The 15813-nt window shown below is 53.1% G+C and carries 14 protein-coding genes; 3 read left to right on the top strand and 11 right to left on the bottom strand.

Translation table 11 applies throughout. From position 1 onward, the window contains the following. The first annotated feature begins 20 nt into the window (after nt 1–20). Nucleotides 21–731 carry a FadR/GntR family transcriptional regulator gene (locus E1963_RS06655; protein WP_132276483.1) on the top strand — a complete coding sequence of 237 codons (711 nt, stop codon included), beginning with the start codon at nt 21–23 and terminating at the stop codon, nt 729–731. A 331-nt stretch (nt 732–1062) separates the two neighbouring features. On the opposite strand, the gene E1963_RS06660 is transcribed toward E1963_RS06655, so the two are convergent. From E1963_RS06660 to E1963_RS06700, 9 genes are all read right to left on the bottom strand, one after another. Then, complete coding sequence (locus E1963_RS06660) at nt 1063–2103, bottom strand: DUF5692 family protein (RefSeq protein ID WP_132276485.1); 1041 nt, start codon at nt 2101–2103, stop codon at nt 1063–1065. 18 nt (nt 2104–2121) lie between these two features. Next, nucleotides 2122–2466, bottom strand: a complete 345-nt coding sequence (locus tag E1963_RS06665; protein WP_132276487.1) for a hydrogenase maturation nickel metallochaperone HypA — start codon at nt 2464–2466, stop codon at nt 2122–2124. A 6-nt stretch (nt 2467–2472) separates the two neighbouring features. Next, a complete protein-coding gene (locus E1963_RS06670; RefSeq protein WP_132276489.1) occupies nt 2473–5175 on the bottom strand; it encodes an FAD-dependent oxidoreductase in 2703 nt (900 codons plus the stop codon). A gap of 30 nt (nt 5176–5205) precedes the next feature. Then, a complete protein-coding gene (gene hypB / locus E1963_RS06675) occupies nt 5206–5874 on the bottom strand; it encodes a hydrogenase nickel incorporation protein HypB (protein ID WP_132276491.1) in 669 nt (222 codons plus the stop codon). Nucleotides 5875–6172: 298 nt separating this feature from the next. After that, nucleotides 6173–7738 carry an FGGY-family carbohydrate kinase gene (locus E1963_RS06680; RefSeq protein WP_132276493.1) on the bottom strand — a complete coding sequence of 522 codons (1566 nt, stop codon included), beginning with the start codon at nt 7736–7738 and terminating at the stop codon, nt 6173–6175. Between the two features lie 19 nt (nt 7739–7757). Further along, entirely contained in the window at nt 7758–9497 is a 1740-nt protein-coding gene (locus E1963_RS06685) for an FAD-binding oxidoreductase (RefSeq protein WP_132276495.1), read from the bottom strand. Nucleotides 9498–9511: 14 nt separating this feature from the next. Further along, a complete protein-coding gene (locus tag E1963_RS06690; RefSeq protein WP_132276497.1) occupies nt 9512–9874 on the bottom strand; it encodes a DUF1667 domain-containing protein in 363 nt (120 codons plus the stop codon). Next, nucleotides 9871–11139 carry an NAD(P)/FAD-dependent oxidoreductase gene (locus E1963_RS06695; protein ID WP_132276499.1) on the bottom strand — a complete coding sequence of 423 codons (1269 nt, stop codon included), beginning with the start codon at nt 11137–11139 and terminating at the stop codon, nt 9871–9873. Before E1963_RS06695 ends, E1963_RS06690 begins: the two co-directional genes overlap by 4 nt. Beyond that, nucleotides 11123–12877, bottom strand: a complete 1755-nt coding sequence (locus E1963_RS06700; protein WP_132276501.1) for an NAD(P)/FAD-dependent oxidoreductase — start codon at nt 12875–12877, stop codon at nt 11123–11125. The genes E1963_RS06695 and E1963_RS06700 overlap by 17 nt, the downstream gene beginning before the upstream one ends. A 172-nt stretch (nt 12878–13049) precedes the next feature. On the opposite strand from E1963_RS06700, the gene E1963_RS06705 reads away from it, so the two are divergent. Continuing rightward, nucleotides 13050–13613, top strand: a complete 564-nt coding sequence (locus tag E1963_RS06705) for a TetR/AcrR family transcriptional regulator (protein WP_132276503.1) — start codon at nt 13050–13052, stop codon at nt 13611–13613. Beyond that, on the top strand, nt 13610–14596 hold the full coding sequence (locus E1963_RS06710) for an amidohydrolase family protein (RefSeq protein WP_132276505.1): 987 nt from the start codon (nt 13610–13612) through the stop codon (nt 14594–14596). Before E1963_RS06705 ends, E1963_RS06710 begins: the two co-directional genes overlap by 4 nt. Here the strand turns inward: E1963_RS06710 and E1963_RS06715 are convergent, their stop codons facing one another. Both E1963_RS06715 and E1963_RS06720 read right to left on the bottom strand, forming a co-directional pair. Beyond that, nucleotides 14597–15145: a glutathione peroxidase gene (locus E1963_RS06715; protein ID WP_167482135.1), complete on the bottom strand. Its 549-nt coding sequence runs from the start codon at nt 15143–15145 to the stop codon at nt 14597–14599. Between the two features lie 116 nt (nt 15146–15261). Then, nucleotides 15262–15789 (bottom strand): MogA/MoaB family molybdenum cofactor biosynthesis protein, encoded by a 528-nt coding sequence (locus tag E1963_RS06720; protein ID WP_132276509.1) that lies wholly within the window; start codon nt 15787–15789, stop codon nt 15262–15264. Nucleotides 15790–15813 lie beyond the last annotated feature (24 nt).

The raw sequence follows: 15813 nt of genomic DNA on the forward strand, positions 1-15813 counted from the left end.
GCCAGAAAAGGAGGATATAAATGGAATTTCAGAAAATCAGTTCTCCCTCGCTTCGAGAACTATTTGTCGACCAGCTTGAACATATGATTTTGTCCGGAAAGTTGAAAATCGGTGAGAAGCTTCCGCCGGAGCGTCAGCTGGCAGAAATGATGCAGGTGAGCCGGGCTGTCGTCAACAGCGGGCTGTCTGAGTTGGAAAAGAAGGGGTTTCTTAACGTAAAGCCAAGAAGCGGGACATATGTCGCCGACTACCGCAGAAAAGGAACCCTGGACACCTTAATGTCTATCATGAAGTACAACGGCGGGCGGATACGTAACGAAGAGATCCGTTCTATCTTTGAAGTCCGCATCGCCCTTGATACATTAGCTGCCCAGCTCTGTATCGACCGTATCAGCGATGAAGAAGTGGAAGTCTTGCGCGAGAAGGTAGAGCACATCCGGGACGCACAGAGCAGCAGGGATGCCATTCAGGCGGCTTTTGAATTCCAGCATGAATTCGCCCTGGCATCGCAGAACACGCTGCTCCCCCTCATATTCCAATCGTTCCGGGCCCCTATCTTCACGATGTGGGAACGCTATCTGGATCTGTACGGCATCCAGTCCCTCTATGAAAGCAACTACACGATGTGGACGTTTATCAGCAACCGCGATACGGAAGGCGCCATAGATTGGATCAATTATTCGATTGGGGAATGCATCAGCGGAAGCCGGGAGATATATTACGATGTCTAGTTGTGTAGACGCCGGTGGGGAGGGGGATGGCAGCTGCTATCCACTTTATCGGCAAGTGCGGGCGTGGCAGAGCGTCCGCAGCGAGGCGTGGACGCCGTTGCTGCAGGAAGAGCCGGAATCAGGCACGAGGATGTTATCTCACATAATATCCGAGAAGACCTCTGAGGGAAGAAATCTCTTCAAGATTTCATCCCGAATAGGTCTGGCTGCCTGATTCCGGCTCTTATTGCAGTTACGGATTACCGTCAAGCGGAGCGCCCTGCCACGCCCCTATACGCCCGCCCGCTTCTCCGTACGCTTTCATCTTCTATTCAACTTCCTCAACTAATATTCACTTCTCAGCCCTTGCAATCGCAAGCTGGTAATCTTTCTGGTCCGTAAATATCTCGTTCTTATATGGGTTCTTCTTCTGCTGTTTCGACCGCTTTATTATCACGGCCAGGCAGATTACATTTGCCCCGAGCGCGAGCAGTGCCACCACTCCCTGCATGACAGGGTTGGCGGAAGCCGGCCTCGTAGCCGCGTCCATGAATCCGTCCGCATATAAGACCGGAATCGTCGCAAAGCGGCTCGTATCCTGGAACATGGGGAACACCTGCGCGAACATGCACCAGAGTGCAAGCGTATTCGCCCTGTTCTGAATCCATCCGCCCTTGTTCCACAAGGCATTGGCAAACGTAGGCGCCAGCAGGAGTGCCAGGCCGCAGTACCATGCGTGAGTGGGAAGATTGTTGTAAGTATATTCAAAGTTCCAGAGGTCATAGGCAATGATGAAGCACCATGTCATATCCGGCCACAGCATATCTTTCCGGTCTTTGGATGCGTAGATTCCCCACCACCCTGTCATACATAAGATGTTGAGTATCCCTGCTATTCCATTAACCCAGTTCCACCAGCCCCCGTACAGCCATACATTTTCAGAAGACAGCCACCATCGGTCTCCATATTCCGCGAGCGCCATGGCACCTTTGATGCCTGATTCAAAATCACTGGCCACCGCTATCAGGATATTGACTGCTACAATGATGAATGGAAATACCTTGAACCAATCTGCTTTGCCAAATTTCCATTTGTATTTGATCATCATGAATCCGATACAGCCGGCCGTAGCCGCATAGAGCTTCGCATAGTGGAACCAGCTGTTCATATGTACGTAGGTGGGATTATTGAGCGCCCATTCCGCTCCGTTTGCCGCACCAGCATAGATTGCGATAAAGTAGACCGTAAGGGCCGCCGGTATCACCATCAGGCAGAAGATCCCGCCTTTCTTCGTCCGTCTTGCAAGCTCATTTACAAGCACCAGCCCCGCAAATACGAGAAGCCAGCCGAGCAGCTGCCAGCCCGCGTTATCACCATATATCTGAAATAACATAAGTAACCTCCCTCATTTCTAACAAGCTTCTATTTCCTTGATGTTACATTCATTCCCCGCCACGAGATATGTATTTCCTCCCGCACAGTACGGGCAGGTCTTTCCATGCATCACCGTGCCGTAGGTCTTTCCACAATCCTCACAGAAGGTCTCCGCCGGTATCTCAAGCGTAATCAGTTTCGCCCCCCGCAGAAGGTCGGACTTATCAGCCGCCCATTTCCAGCAGTCTTTCAGATAAGAATCCACTACCCCAGAGACTTCGCCGAGTTCCAGCGTCACGCTGCCGACTTTCATAAGCCGGTTCTCTTTTCCTACTGCTTCCAGACTGTCAATGATATGAAATACGATTCCAAGCTCATGCATGCCAGACTATTCCTTTCTGCCGAACTTGATCTTAAGCCCCCGCTTCAACGCATAAGGCAGGATTGCCTTGAACTTATCCTCGGAACGGTACATGTTGCTGCAGCCTGGGTGTTCTCTGAACAGATGGATCGCGTCAAATCCGCACTTCGTGGTGCACACCCCGCATCCGATGCATTTGTTCTCATCCACTATAGAAGCCCCGCATCCAAGACAGCGGGCCGTCTCGATCCTGACCTGCTCTTCCGTAAATGTCTTCCTGTTGTCACGGAACGACCTGCGCCGGTCTATGCTGCCATCCGTTCCCGGAATCTGCCGGGAAGAATTGTCATAAGCCTCAAGTTCTATGTTCTCTTTGTCCAGCTCAATAAACTGGCGGCGGTTCCGCCCTATCGTAAGGCTGCTGTGAGGCTGTACGTACCGGTGGATGGATACCGCCCCTTCCTTGCCCGCTGCGATGGCGTCGATTGCAAATTTCGGCCCCGTATATACATCTCCGCCGACAAATATATCCGGCTCTGATGTCTGATATGTAAGCGTATCCGCCACAGCACCGTTTCCTCTGCCAAGCTCTACGCCGGAGCCGTCCAGCAGGTTCCCCCACAGTATGCTCTGGCCGATGCTCAGGCAGACGTGCTCACACGGGACCGTGACCGTCTCTTCCTCATCATACACAGGCGCAAACCTGTTCTTTTCATCGAATACGGACAGGCATTTCTTAAATACGATGCCTCTGACCTTTCCGTCCTCCGTGAGAATCTCCTTCGGTCCCCATCCACAGTGGATGGATATATCCTCTTCCTCGGCCTCTTCCACCTCTTCCGCGGAAGCCGGCATAATATCACGCCCTTCCAGACAAAACATCGATACTTCAGACGAGCCGCATCTTACCGCCGTCCGCGCCACATCGACAGCCACGTTGCCGCCTCCGACCACGACTGTCCGGCCTTCCATCTCATATGCCTCGTCTCTCCCTGCCGTGCGCAGAAAATCTACCGCTGTCGTCACGCCGTCCGCCTTCTCTCCTGGTATACCTGCCATCCTGCCTCCCTGGCAGCCGATGGCGATATAGAATGCCCGATAGCCTTCGGAACGCAGTTCATCCAAGGTGACATCTTTTCCTACCTCCACACCGCAGCGGATCTCCACGCCCATCTGGCGGATGACGTCTATCTCCGCGTCTACCACGTCTTTTTCAAGCTTGAAGGACGGAATTCCATATACCAGCATGCCCCCGGGCTTTTCATTTTTCTCAAACACCACCGGCAGGTACCCCTTTTCGGCCAGATAAAAGGCACAGCTCAGGCCCGCAGGTCCCGCGCCGATGACCGCGATCTTCTCATCAAAAAGCCGTCCGGTCGTAGGTGGTATCACCGGCGGGATATAGCGGACATCTGCGTCCAGATCCTGACGGGCGATGAATTTTTTCACTTCATCAATCGCCACGGCCTGGTCCACCGTCCCCCGGGTACATGCATCCTCGCACCTGCGGTTGCAGACGTGTCCGCACACTGCCGGGAACGGGTTCTCCTTCTTGATCAACGCAAGCGCCTCCGTGTATTTCCCCTGTGCCGCCTTCTTAAGATACCCCTGAACGGCGATGTGTGCCGGGCATGCCGTCTTGCACGGCGCGGTACCCGTGTCGTAACAGTTGATCCGGTTGTTATCCCGGTAATCTTCATCCCATTTATCCGGTCCCCAGCTCGTACGGTCCGGCAGTTCCTGTTTCGGATAGGTGACAGGGCCTTCCTTCGTACACAGCTTCTGCCCGAGCTTTACCGCTCCCGCCGGACAGTATTCCACGCACCGCCCGCAGGCGACACAGTCTTCTGCCGTTACCCTAGCCACGTACGCAGAACGGGACATGTTCGGAGTGTTGAACAGCTGGGAGGTCCGAAGCGCGTAGCAGACATTGACATTGCAGTTGCAGATGGCAAATATCTTGTTCCTGCCGTCTATGTTTGTTATCTGATGGACAAACCCATTGTCCTCGGCGCGCTGCAGGATATCCAGAACTTCTTCATATGTAACGTACCTTCCACCCTTGTTCGTCTCCACCACATAGTCCGCCATATCGCCTACCGCGATACACCAGTCCTGGGGATCGTCCGCACAGCCTTCGTCATATGTCTTTCTGGACATTCTGCACGAACATGGGCTTGCAGCGTATTTTCCGTCATACTTTCGCAGCCAGTGGGATATGTGCTCGATATCCACGGATTCATTTTCCATCTCAATGGCTTTCTCCACAGGTATGACGTGCATGCCTATCCCCGCGCCGCCCTGAGGCACCATGGGCGTGACCTTCTCCAGCGGAAGCCTGGACATGCGCTCGAAGAATCTGCCAAGTTCCGGGTGGGCCTCCAGCTGTTCTTTGTTCATGTTGGTAAATTCGGCGCTTCCGGGTACGAACATGGGCAGCACATACTGCTTCTTCCGCTCCGGGTTCTCCCAGTTGTATTCCAGGATTCCGACCCGGCTCATCTCATCCAGCAGCTCCCGGAGCGCCTGCTCCTCTTTTCCTGTTGCGGCAAGAAGCTGATCAAAAGTCATAGGCTTACGCACCTTCATCTTCAATGCCACTTCCGCCATCTCATCGGTTACGACACAGGCCAGCCCCCAGTATTCCGGATCTTCCACCGTCACCTTATGGCCGATCCGGTCTGTGATCTTCTGACCAAGTTGTAAAATCAGTTCTCTCTGTTCTGCCATTCCCTCTCTCCTTTCTCTACCGTCATGCTCTTATCTTCTCCATTCCTCCACCTGCACACGAAGCCAGTCCGTCCAGGCGTCTATCCCTTCGCCGGTACGCGCACAGACCGGAATGATCCGGGCATTCGGATTACGCATAAGAATGTTCTGTCTGCATGTATCCATGTCAAAGTCAAAATAAGGCAGCACGTCAATCTTATTGATCAGAACCACGTCACAGACAGAGAACATGAGGGGATACTTCAGCGGCTTGTCGTCCCCTTCCGGCACACTCAATATCATGACATTTTTTACCGCGCCGGTGTCAAATTCCGCCGGACAGACAAGATTCCCTACGTTTTCAAGTATCGCCAGGTCTATATCGCCCGTCCGAAGCCCCTCTAATCCCTGGGCCGTCATACCGGCATCGAGATGGCACATGCCGCCCGTGTGGAGCTGAATGGTCTTGACGCCAAGCTCTGCCATGGCTCTCGCATCCACATCTGAATCTATATCTGCCTCCATCACGCCGATACGCATCTCATCCTTAAGCCGTTCCACCGTCCTTGCCAGTGTCGTCGTCTTTCCTGCGCCGGGAGAAGACATGAGATTCAGGAGAAATACCTTCTTTTCCTTCAGCTCCTTTCTCAGCTCGTCTGCACGTTTGTCATTGTCTGCAAAAACACTCTGCTTAATCTCAAGCACCCTGAATTTTTCCATCTTCCTCATCTCCATTTGGTTATACCAGTTATCGTTATTTTTCTATCATTGTAATTTGATTATATTATTTTAAACAATATATGTCAATTTAAAGCGATTTTTTCGTGCATTATACACTAATTTAAACTTCATTATTGGTCATTATTTTTTCGTTACTTTTGTTGGTATCTGGTTTAACCAATTCCAATTAAGATAGCCGGACAGGAGGGGATCCTGTATCCGCATAGCCGGAACCAGAAGGGGTGCATATATCCGGGGCAAAGCACTTAGTCCCGGGCATATGCACCCCTTTATGAAATTACCTGTCTGTATGTTTCCTGCCGTATATCTCATTCAGCTTCGTGTAAAGGGGGGACAGCTTTCCGTAGATATTCCGGAATATGTCCGCGTACAGCTCTTCATACATCTCATGCTGCCCCATATCCGGCTCAAACACGTCTTTTACGTGCACCATGCTCTGAACTGCCTGTTCATAGCTTTTGAACACTCCCATTCCTACGAATGCGGCCATGGCACTTCCGATTCCGGTCACCTCGTATGTCTGCGTGCGGATGACCGGAATGCCGAACATGTCTGCGGTAATCTGGCAGATTTCACTGCTTCTGGAACCGCCGCCTCCAAGCCGCACTTCCTGGAACCTATGTCCCGAGCGCCTCTCCATCAGCCGCATCCCCTCCATCAGTGCAAAGTTGATTCCCTCGATAATTGCACGGTAGATATGTATTCTCGTGTGCTGGTCGGAGAAGCCTATGATTGCCCCTCTTGCTGCGGGCATCGTTACATTCGGCGTAAAATATGGCTGTAACAGCAGACCGTCGCAGCCTGCGGGTATGTCCTGGAGCCGCTCGTTCAGCAGCTCTTCCGCAGATATACCGAGTTCGGCTGCCTGTTTCACTTCCTTTTCGGCAAATTCTTTTTTGAACCACGATATGAGCCAGTACCCTCTGTAGATCTCTATCTCAGGTGTATAGCAGCCCGGAAGAATCGAGATATAAGGAGGGATGAAGCGCTCCGGCTCCAGATAGCGGTCCATCGTATACGTTATGGTTGCCGTGGTCCCGAACCCGACCGCAGCCTTCTCTTTTGTCACGCATCCAAGTCCAAGTATCTCGCATGCCTTGTCGGAACCGGTCGCCAGCACCGGTATCCCCTCCTCAAGCCCTGTATCCTCCGCCGCACGCCTTGTAATTCTGCCGAGTTCCCGGCCGCTCTCGACGACATCGCAGAGCTTGCTCTGTGGAATATCAAAGACCGGCCGCGTCAGTGCCCCCTTCTTCTGCCAGGAACGGCTCTGCGCGTCCACAGGAAGATGCCCGACGAGGCTGGCCGCCGCGTCAGCCATGTTCCCGGTCAGCTTGAATGTGAGATAGCCGCCAAGAAGCAGGTACTTGTACGTGCGGCTCCATATATCCGGCTCGTTCTGCATGATCCAGTTACAGTGTGATTTCGTATACTGCAGATTGGCCGTCTCTTCCATGCCTACTGCTTTCAGCATGATCCGGGTAACCTGCGACATGGCAGGCCGTCCCCCGGCCCTGCGCTTATCCAGCCATACGATCGCAGGGCGGAGCGGAGTTCCATCCTCGTCCACGCAGACCGTCGTGTCCCGGATGGTCGTTATTGTCACAGCCTCGATGCGCTCCCACAGTTCTCTGCAGCGCTCTTTTAGCCGGAGCGATGCCCTGCATATCTGCTCATAATAGAAATCCGCCCGCTGCTCGGCAAATCCCGGCTCATCAGAATAATACGGAGGCTCATGCTTCTCCTGCGCCTTTGCCAGAATGTCCCCACTGCTGTCAATCAGCATGGCCCTGGAACTCTGGGTGCCCACATCAAAGGTAAGTACGATATGTTCCTGCTTCATCAAGATCCCCCCTCCTGCCTCAGCGGATATCATCCCGCAAAAACCGCTTTTCCTCCTCCGGCAGATCAAGGCCAAGCGTGCCGCCGGGATTCATGACATTATCCGGGTCAAAATATTCTTTCAGCGCTTTCACTGCCCCGTACTCCGTTCTCCCGAGCTGTCCTTCCAGCCACGGCGCGAACATCTTCCCTATGCCGTGATGGTGGCTCATGGCTGCCCCTGACTTCTGGATGGCATCCAGTATCGTGCTGTGGTACGCCTTGAATCTGTCTGCATCATCCATCCTCGTGATAAAGATAAAGTATAGGTTGGCCCCTTGCGGGTAGCAGTGTGACATATGTGTCGTCACTATCGTATTCGGAAGCGCATGGCAGACCTTCCTCACTTCCCTGTGGACCTTTGCCATGTTCGACCAGTTGACGGTACATTCAAGCGTATCGGTCATTATTCCAAAATCCAGAAGCGTATCTCTGAGATAGGGGTCATTGAACCGGCCTTTCTCCCAGCTCTTCGTCACATACGACGTCAGGCTCATTCCTCCGTATTTTCTGGCGATGCGTCTGATATTGTCAGCCACATTCTTCGAGAATCCTTTCTCTCCGTCTGTGAATCCAAGGAACAGGCATCGTTTCATGTCATCGTATCCACGCACATTTAGGAGGCTCCACAGCGGCGTGTCATCCACATTATAAAGGCGCAGCATCAGGTTCGTCTCCTCCGGGTCCGACAGACGGAATACGGAAGAAAAGCCTGCCTCGCACTGCATCATCTCACGGGCCGCTTCCCGCGCTGTCTTCCAGTTTTTAAAAATATAGGAGAAGCGTTCCCTGTTCTCGGGCATATAGCGGAATACCTTGAGCGTCACTTCCGTCAAGACGCCGAACGCCCCTTCGCTTCCCATCATAATCTGGTTCAGGTTCGGGCCCGTCGCCTCCCTCGGATAGCAGCTTGTCTGTACCGTTCCGACAGGTGTCGCATACTTCTGCCCCATGACGATATCGGTAATACAGCCGTAATAGGTGCTGTTCTGTCCTGCACCCCTCGTCACGACCCATCCTCCGACGCTGCTGTATTCAAATGACTGCGGGAAATGCCCGCACGTATAACGGCGTCTGGCACCAAACAATTCCGGAGCACGGTTCAGCGCCTTCTCAAGCTTCGGGCCAGACATGCCGCTCTGCACGGTAATCGTCTGATCCTTCTCATTGAAGGAGATGACTTTCTGGAACCGCTTTCTCATATCGAGGGACACCCCTCCCTTCACCGGCTCCACTCCTCGGGTAACGCTGCTCCCTCCGCCATAGACATAGAGGGGAATCTTGTGGGCGGAGCAATAGGCTACGATCTCTTCCACCTGTTTCGTCGTGCTCGGATATACGACTACATCCGGCAGGCAGTCCACCCGCCTGCCGCGAAGCCGCAGGGCGTCGTACCCGGTCTTGCCGTAAGCTACGGCCAGCCGGGGATAATCCTCCGTCGTCACATATTCTTTCCCGACAATATCCCGCAGCGCCTCCAGATGGACTTCTGCGAGTCCGCAGGGTGCGCCCAGTACTACGCGGTCCATCCCGATATCCCCGTCGTACTGTCTGAAGTCGTCATCTGTCATGTTGAACTTTTCCTTCATCATCTTGTAAAGTGATTCCTTCGGATACTTTACAAAATCCGGATCTCCCCACCGGAAGATAGAGCGGTAGCTGTCTTCCGGTGCGGCCTCCTTCACCCATTTTGGTTCAAATCCTTTGTATGGCCTGCTCATATGCATCCTCTCCTTTACTCCTGTTCTGAAAGTATACTGCTCGTCACGATGATGTTCGCTCCCAGCCCAAGCACATCTTCTATCAGGACAGTTCCTTTTTCCACTCTTTCTGACACGACAATCTTATTAATCTTTTCCATAACGTCAAATATCCGTTCCATGGGAATCTCCCTGGACACTCTGACCGGTATGACCGGTACCTTCGGAAATGCCGTTGCGACGGTAGAACATACCGTCCTCACCGGATTGGTCAGCTCTGCCACAGCAAATTCCTCACCCCTTTTGCACAGGTTCCCCGTCACCCGGTATCTTCCATTTGACTCTTCCACATGAAGCGTGCAGCCGTTCGGGCATACGATACAAGTCAGCTCTTTCATCTTATCCCCTCCTTCTGCCGGATACGTGCTGTGATCCTGGCGTCCTCTTTAAGCCCGAAACTGCTGAAATCCAGCTCGATCCGTTCCATCTCCGGGGGCCTTAAGTTCCGGTAATGCTTCTCGAACAGCTCCTTTCCGTCCGCTTCAATGGCAAATGTACCGTCCCTTACCGTATGCCGGCTTCTGAAATACAGAACCGTCTCTATCCCGTCATGTACATTTATCTTCTGGGGCACGATATACTGCAGCGAATCGTCCGGCCGGACCGGCACATCACGTTTCCTGACAGCCTCCTGCTGATAACCGGCAGCGGCAGCCCCTGCCAGTTCTCCGCTTTCCGACACATAGTCGACCAGGTCGCTGACGTGGAGCGCATTTCCACACGAAAATACCCCGGGTACGCCGGTCATGAAGTCCGAATTGCAGACCGGCCCCCGTGTCCCCTGGTCCATAGGCACCCCGAGGGATTCTGCAATCTCATTCTCCGGGATAAGCCCCACGGACAGTATGAGCGCATCACAGCTGATTCTCTTCTCCGTCCCCGGCACAGGACGCATCGCGCCGTCCACGCGGGCGACCTCCACTGCATCCAGCCGTCTTTCGCCAAATGCTCTTGTCACCGTGTGGGAGAGATGAAGCGGAATATCATAGTCTTTCAGGCACTGGGCTATATTCCTCGTCAGTCCCGACGGCTCTGCCTTGGCTTCATACACCCCGGCAACTTCCGCCCCTTCCAGCGTAAGACGCCGTGCCATGATGAGGCCGATATCGCCGCTTCCCAGTATGACGCATCTCTTCGTGGGCATCTGCCCCGACAGGTTGACAAGATGCTGTGCCGTACCTGCCGTAAATATTCCGGCGGGCCTTGTGCCATGGATAGCCACCTGCCTCGCCGTCCGTTCCCGGCAGCCGGTGGCAAGCACGATCGTCTTCGTCCTATATGCGGCGACACCGTTCACATTCACCACGGTAAGGAGGAACCCCTCCTTACGCTTATCAACGGCAGTGACAAACGTCTGGACCAGGCATGTGATGTTCCGCTGACGCAAGGATTCCGTAAAGCGCTCCACATATTCCGGTCCGGTGAGCCTTTCGCCGTACCGTATCAGGCCAAAGCCATCATGGATGCACTGCTTCAGTACCCCGCCCATCCGGGCCTCCCGCTCGATAAGCAGAACACGCGCCCCGGCTTCATCCGCTTTGAGTGCGGCTGCCAGTCCCGCGGGACCGCCACCGATTACCGTCACGTCATATGGTCTCTTCATCGTACCGCCTCCTTTGCACCGCTCCTTTCGTCCGGCCATACGTTATGGCAGAACCGTCTCCTGCCTTTGTTACCTCCTCAGGCCGAAGCTGCATGTACTCGCCTATGATATCCATGACCAAGGGCATGCAGAACCCTCCCTGGCAGCGCCCCATGCCGGGCCGCAGCCTCTTCTTGATTCCGTCTACCGTAGGAACGGTGAGGGGGGATTTCAACGCGTCCAGAATCTCTCCTTTGCTGATCTCTTCACACCGGCAGACGATGATTCCGTAATCAGGATTCTTCCGAATCATCCTGTCCCTTTCTTCTTTTGACATATCTTTCAGTACCGGTCCCCCCCTGCGGTTGGGATCAAATGTATCCTTCTGCTCTACCGCCTTAATCTTACGGAGCTCTTCCAATGCCATCCGCTCTATATCCAGCGCCACCGCAGGAGCGGTCGTAAGGCCCGGAGACTGTATGCCTGCGCAGTGGATCAGATTTTTTGTCCTGCGGCCTTTCTCTATTATGAAATCTTCCTCATACGTAGCAGGGCGGACTCCGGTGAAATACGTAATAATGTCCTTCTTTCCAAGCCTTCCTGCCGTCATCTTCTGCTTGGCAAACACGGCATCGATGCTCTCCTGCCTTGTCGCAAAGTTCTCCTTCTCATATGTCTCTTCTGCATCGGGACCTACAAGCAGATTGCCGTGTACCGTATGAAGGATGCCTCCCCCTTTCGTGTGGGCCGGATTCTGCTTCAACGTCTTGACGGATGCGATGCCTTTTACGATGTGTCCTGCCTTTTTATCCAGTATAGAATTCGTCCCTTTCCGTGGATGGATAGAATAGAACCTGTCTCCTGCCATGGCTGCGATATCCTCCGCAAACGTACCTGCCGCGTTGATGACGATAGACGGATAGATACGGCCTCTGTTCGTCTGTACGCACTCTATCCGCCCCTCCTTCGTCTCCATCCCGAGGACCGCCGTATTGAGGCTTATCTGTGCCCCGTTTTCCACCGCATTCTCACCATAGGCTATCGTGAGGCCGTAAGGGCAGACACAACCGGCGCTCGGATTATACATGGCAAAGCAGATATCGGGATTCAGCTCTGCTTCTTTCCTGCGAAGTTCCTTCCGGCCCAGAATCACCGTATCCGTAACTTTGCATATGTATTTCCTGTGCCAGACATAGGCCAGCACAGCAGGATACATCCACCACCGGGTGAATCCCACATACTGCCCGCACCGATGGAAGGGCACATCCAGCTCCCGGCATATCTTATCAAACATCTTATTTCCGGCAAGGACGTAGTGCTGCTTCAGCGTTCCCTTGTTCAAGTCCACGCCCGGATGCACTTCTCCGTCATTCCTGCCTGATGCCTGAACGGCAAGGTCCGCCTCTTTCTCCACAAGCAGGATATCCAGCTTCCATTTGGCAAGCTCCCTGGCGATGCTGGCGCCGGATATCCCCCCGCCTATGACAAGGACATCCGGCCGCCTCCCCTCCAGCTCCTCATCACTCCAGGATGGCATGCGCATCTGAGGCATCGTGACGCCATCCAGAACGATATCATTGACGACATGCATAGGTGTTCCTTTCTGCACGCACATGCTGCACGCAGCAACGATATCCGTCCATCTTGACAGTGTCCCTGACACACGGATGGCATCTTCATCTATCCTGGCCCTTACCGTCGGCCCGTAGTGCTTGTTCAGCTTCCTATTCAGCTTCTTCTCCAGATTATCTCCATACATCCAATCACTTCTTTCCCGATAGTCGTCCGCACGACCGACTTCTTATTCTCATAGTAGCAAAGCGGTTTTTAATTGTCAATCAGAAAGCAGTTTCCAACGGAAGAATTCTGAAATTGACTTTCCGGGTCACGGGCTGTAAACTGGATATATAAAAGGTATAAGGGGATCTGATATGGCTGCGCCAAGAAAAGACAATGTAAAAGAACTGATAATAGAGACGACGGAAGATCTGCTGAGGTCGAAGAAGCTTTCCGATATCTCCCTCTCTGAGATTGCACGCTCTGCCGGCATCTCTAAAGGGACACTGTATTACCACTATAAGACGAAGACCGACATTCTGTTTGACATCACGGACAAGTATCTGGACAGGCAGTATCATGACCTCGTCGAATGGACCGGGGATGCCTCCAAAGATACTTCCGTACACAGGCTTGTAAAGTATATTCTGGAACGGGATATTTCTACAGCGGGGATGCGGCTGCATCTTTTCTACGACGCCATGCTTGGCAATGAAACGATCCGGGAAAAGCTTCTGGACCGCTACCGGGAATTCGCCGGTGTCATATCAGAAAAGATCGGCGAACGCACGGACAGGGTTCCCCCCGACTATTTTGCCTGGCTGCTTCTGCTCCTGTCCGACGGACTCTTCATCCACCAGAAGCTTGGCAACGGCGAGCTTGACCCTGCCAGGTTTATACAGCAGACAGAACAATTCATACAGGAGGAGTTCTTATGATTGACGCGCATATCCACTACGCCGCATCCGTCGGCATGGAACGCCTGAACAAGATAATACACGAGGCCGGGCTTGAGGCTGCCGCACTGCAGTGCATTCCAAAGGGAGGTATCCTGCCGGTGGAAGAAGATGCATTCGCATTCAAAGAACAGTGCGCAGTACCGGTATATGTCTTCGGCGGCATCAGCCGTCTGGCCTACGATACGGCGGACCTTTTAACGCAAGGGGCCTCTCCGCTGCCCGGACGTCTCGACAAAGAGGTGACAAGACTTCTCGATATGGGCTGCACCGGTATCAAGATGCTGGAGGGAAAGCCTGACGTGAGAAAGCGCTTCCATGTTCCAGACTTTGACAGCCCTGTTTGGGAGACATACTGGGCAAGGCTGGAAGAGGAGCAGATTCCTGTATATATGCATTTAAATGACCCGGAAGAATTCTGGGATGCAGAAAATGTAGCCGACTATGTAAAAAAAGCCGGGTGGTTCTATGACAGTACTTTCGTAGGCAATGAAGACCAGTATGCCCAGATACTGCATGTCTTAGAACGCCATCCCCGGCTTAAGATTCTATTTCCACATTTTTTCTTTCTCTCAAAACAGCTGGAACGGCTGTCGAAAATACTGGATGCCTTCCCTGAGATAAGGATTGATATCACGCCCGGCATCGAGCTCTACTACAATCTGTCGTCCCAGGCCGGCAGGGCAAAGGATTTCTTCCTGACGTACAGGGACCGTATCCTCTATGGCACAGACATCGGAGCACGCGCACTCATCAGATCTGAAAACGTACCGCTCGATCTGGAAGAATGCCGGTCCCGCATCAAGCTGATCCGAGGCTATCTCGAGACAGATGGCGACTATCTCCTGGAATCAGACGGGCACTATGTCGTAGAGAGGCCCCCTGTTACGATGCATGGGCTCGGCCTGCCCCGTCCGGTACTGGATGATATCTATTCCAATAATTTTCTTGACTTCATCAAATGATCATCTGCACAGCTGCTCTACCGCCTGCTCTACTTTATCCATGCCGGCGGTAGGCTCATACCGGTCTACGACGGTGCCGTCCCTGTTGATCAGGAACTTTGTAAAATTCCACTTGATATCGTTATTTTCCTCATAATGCGGATCCTCCGCAGACAGAATCTCGTGCAGCTTGCCGCTCAGCGGGTGTCCGGAATCGAATCCTCTGAATTCCTGCTTCTCTGTCAGCATGCGGTAGAGTGGATGTGCATGTTCCCCTTTAACCTCCGTCTTTGAAAATACGGGAAAAGTCACTCCGTAATTCTTTCTGCAGAATGCCTCCACTTCCTTGTCATCACCCGGTTCCTGCTCCTTAAACTGGTTGCACGGAAACGCAAGGATTTCTAATCCTTTGTCACGGTATTTGCGGTAGAGCGCCTCCAGTTCCTCATACTGCGGGGTGAACCCGCACTTGCTTGCAGTATTGACGACAAGGAGGATCTTCCCCTTGTACTTCTCCATGCTTTCCACCGTACCGTCAATACGCTTCAATTCAATCTCGTTCATATTCATAAGCTTCCACTCCTCCTGGTAATAATCTTTCATTTAGTATGGATGGAAAATGAAGTGATTATTCCCAATTAGGAGTTACATAAACCAGACGCTGATGGGGAGGTATGGGATTCGCATCACTGCACCTGCCTGTGCCGCGGAGCCGGACCGCCACATTCCGCTTCTCTTCCGGTCAGTATCGCGAGCCCGTGTCCGAGGGACGGCAGGATGAACCCAAGGCTTTCCCTGACCGCCTTAGGGCTCCCGGGAAGATTCACGATCAACGTCTTTCCACGTATCACGGACACGCCGCGCCCGAGCATTGCCCTTGGCGTAACCTGAAGAGAATAAAGACGGATAGCGTCTGCAATCCCCGGCGCGTTCCTGTCCCCGACATGAAGCGTAGCTTCCGGCGTACGGTCGCGCTCTGCAAATCCGGTTCCTCCTGTTGTGAATATCAAATCCATATGTTCTTCGTCGCTTAGCCGGATGAGTTCCCGCTCAATCATATCCTGTTCATCCGGCAGAAGGACATTTTCGACAATATCATAACCTTCTTCTGACATAATCTCCTGAATCAGAGGCCCGCTCTTGTCCTCTCTCTCTCCATGATACCCTTTATCGCTCAGAGTGACTATCGCTGTCCTCCATCTGTATGCTTCCATGTGACTCCTCCTTTGTGCCTATAT

Origin of the sequence: Extibacter muris (assembly GCF_004345005.1) — a bacterium.
Classification (GTDB): Bacteria; Bacillota; Clostridia; order Lachnospirales; family Lachnospiraceae; genus Extibacter; species Extibacter muris.

Excerpts from the sequence above, each read along its gene's own strand:
- E1963_RS06655 (WP_132276483.1), top strand. The coding sequence starts at position 21 with ATGGAATTTCAGAAAATCAGTTCTCCCTCGCTTCGAGAACTATTTGTC.
- E1963_RS06660 (WP_132276485.1), bottom strand. The coding sequence starts at position 2,103 with ATGTTATTTCAGATATATGGTGATAACGCGGGCTGGCAGCTGCTCGGC.
- E1963_RS06665 (WP_132276487.1), bottom strand. The coding sequence starts at position 2,466 with ATGCATGAGCTTGGAATCGTATTTCATATCATTGACAGTCTGGAAGCA.
- E1963_RS06670 (WP_132276489.1), bottom strand. The coding sequence starts at position 5,175 with ATGGCAGAACAGAGAGAACTGATTTTACAACTTGGTCAGAAGATCACA.
- hypB (WP_132276491.1), bottom strand. The coding sequence starts at position 5,874 with ATGGAAAAATTCAGGGTGCTTGAGATTAAGCAGAGTGTTTTTGCAGAC.
- E1963_RS06680 (WP_132276493.1), bottom strand. The coding sequence starts at position 7,738 with ATGAAGCAGGAACATATCGTACTTACCTTTGATGTGGGCACCCAGAGT.
- E1963_RS06685 (WP_132276495.1), bottom strand. The coding sequence starts at position 9,497 with ATGAGCAGGCCATACAAAGGATTTGAACCAAAATGGGTGAAGGAGGCC.
- E1963_RS06690 (WP_132276497.1), bottom strand. The coding sequence starts at position 9,874 with ATGAAAGAGCTGACTTGTATCGTATGCCCGAACGGCTGCACGCTTCAT.
- E1963_RS06695 (WP_132276499.1), bottom strand. The coding sequence starts at position 11,139 with ATGAAGAGACCATATGACGTGACGGTAATCGGTGGCGGTCCCGCGGGA.
- E1963_RS06700 (WP_132276501.1), bottom strand. The coding sequence starts at position 12,877 with ATGTATGGAGATAATCTGGAGAAGAAGCTGAATAGGAAGCTGAACAAG.
- E1963_RS06705 (WP_132276503.1), top strand. The coding sequence starts at position 13,050 with ATGGCTGCGCCAAGAAAAGACAATGTAAAAGAACTGATAATAGAGACG.
- E1963_RS06710 (WP_132276505.1), top strand. The coding sequence starts at position 13,610 with ATGATTGACGCGCATATCCACTACGCCGCATCCGTCGGCATGGAACGC.
- E1963_RS06715 (WP_167482135.1), bottom strand. The coding sequence starts at position 15,145 with ATGAATATGAACGAGATTGAATTGAAGCGTATTGACGGTACGGTGGAA.
- E1963_RS06720 (WP_132276509.1), bottom strand. The coding sequence starts at position 15,789 with ATGGAAGCATACAGATGGAGGACAGCGATAGTCACTCTGAGCGATAAA.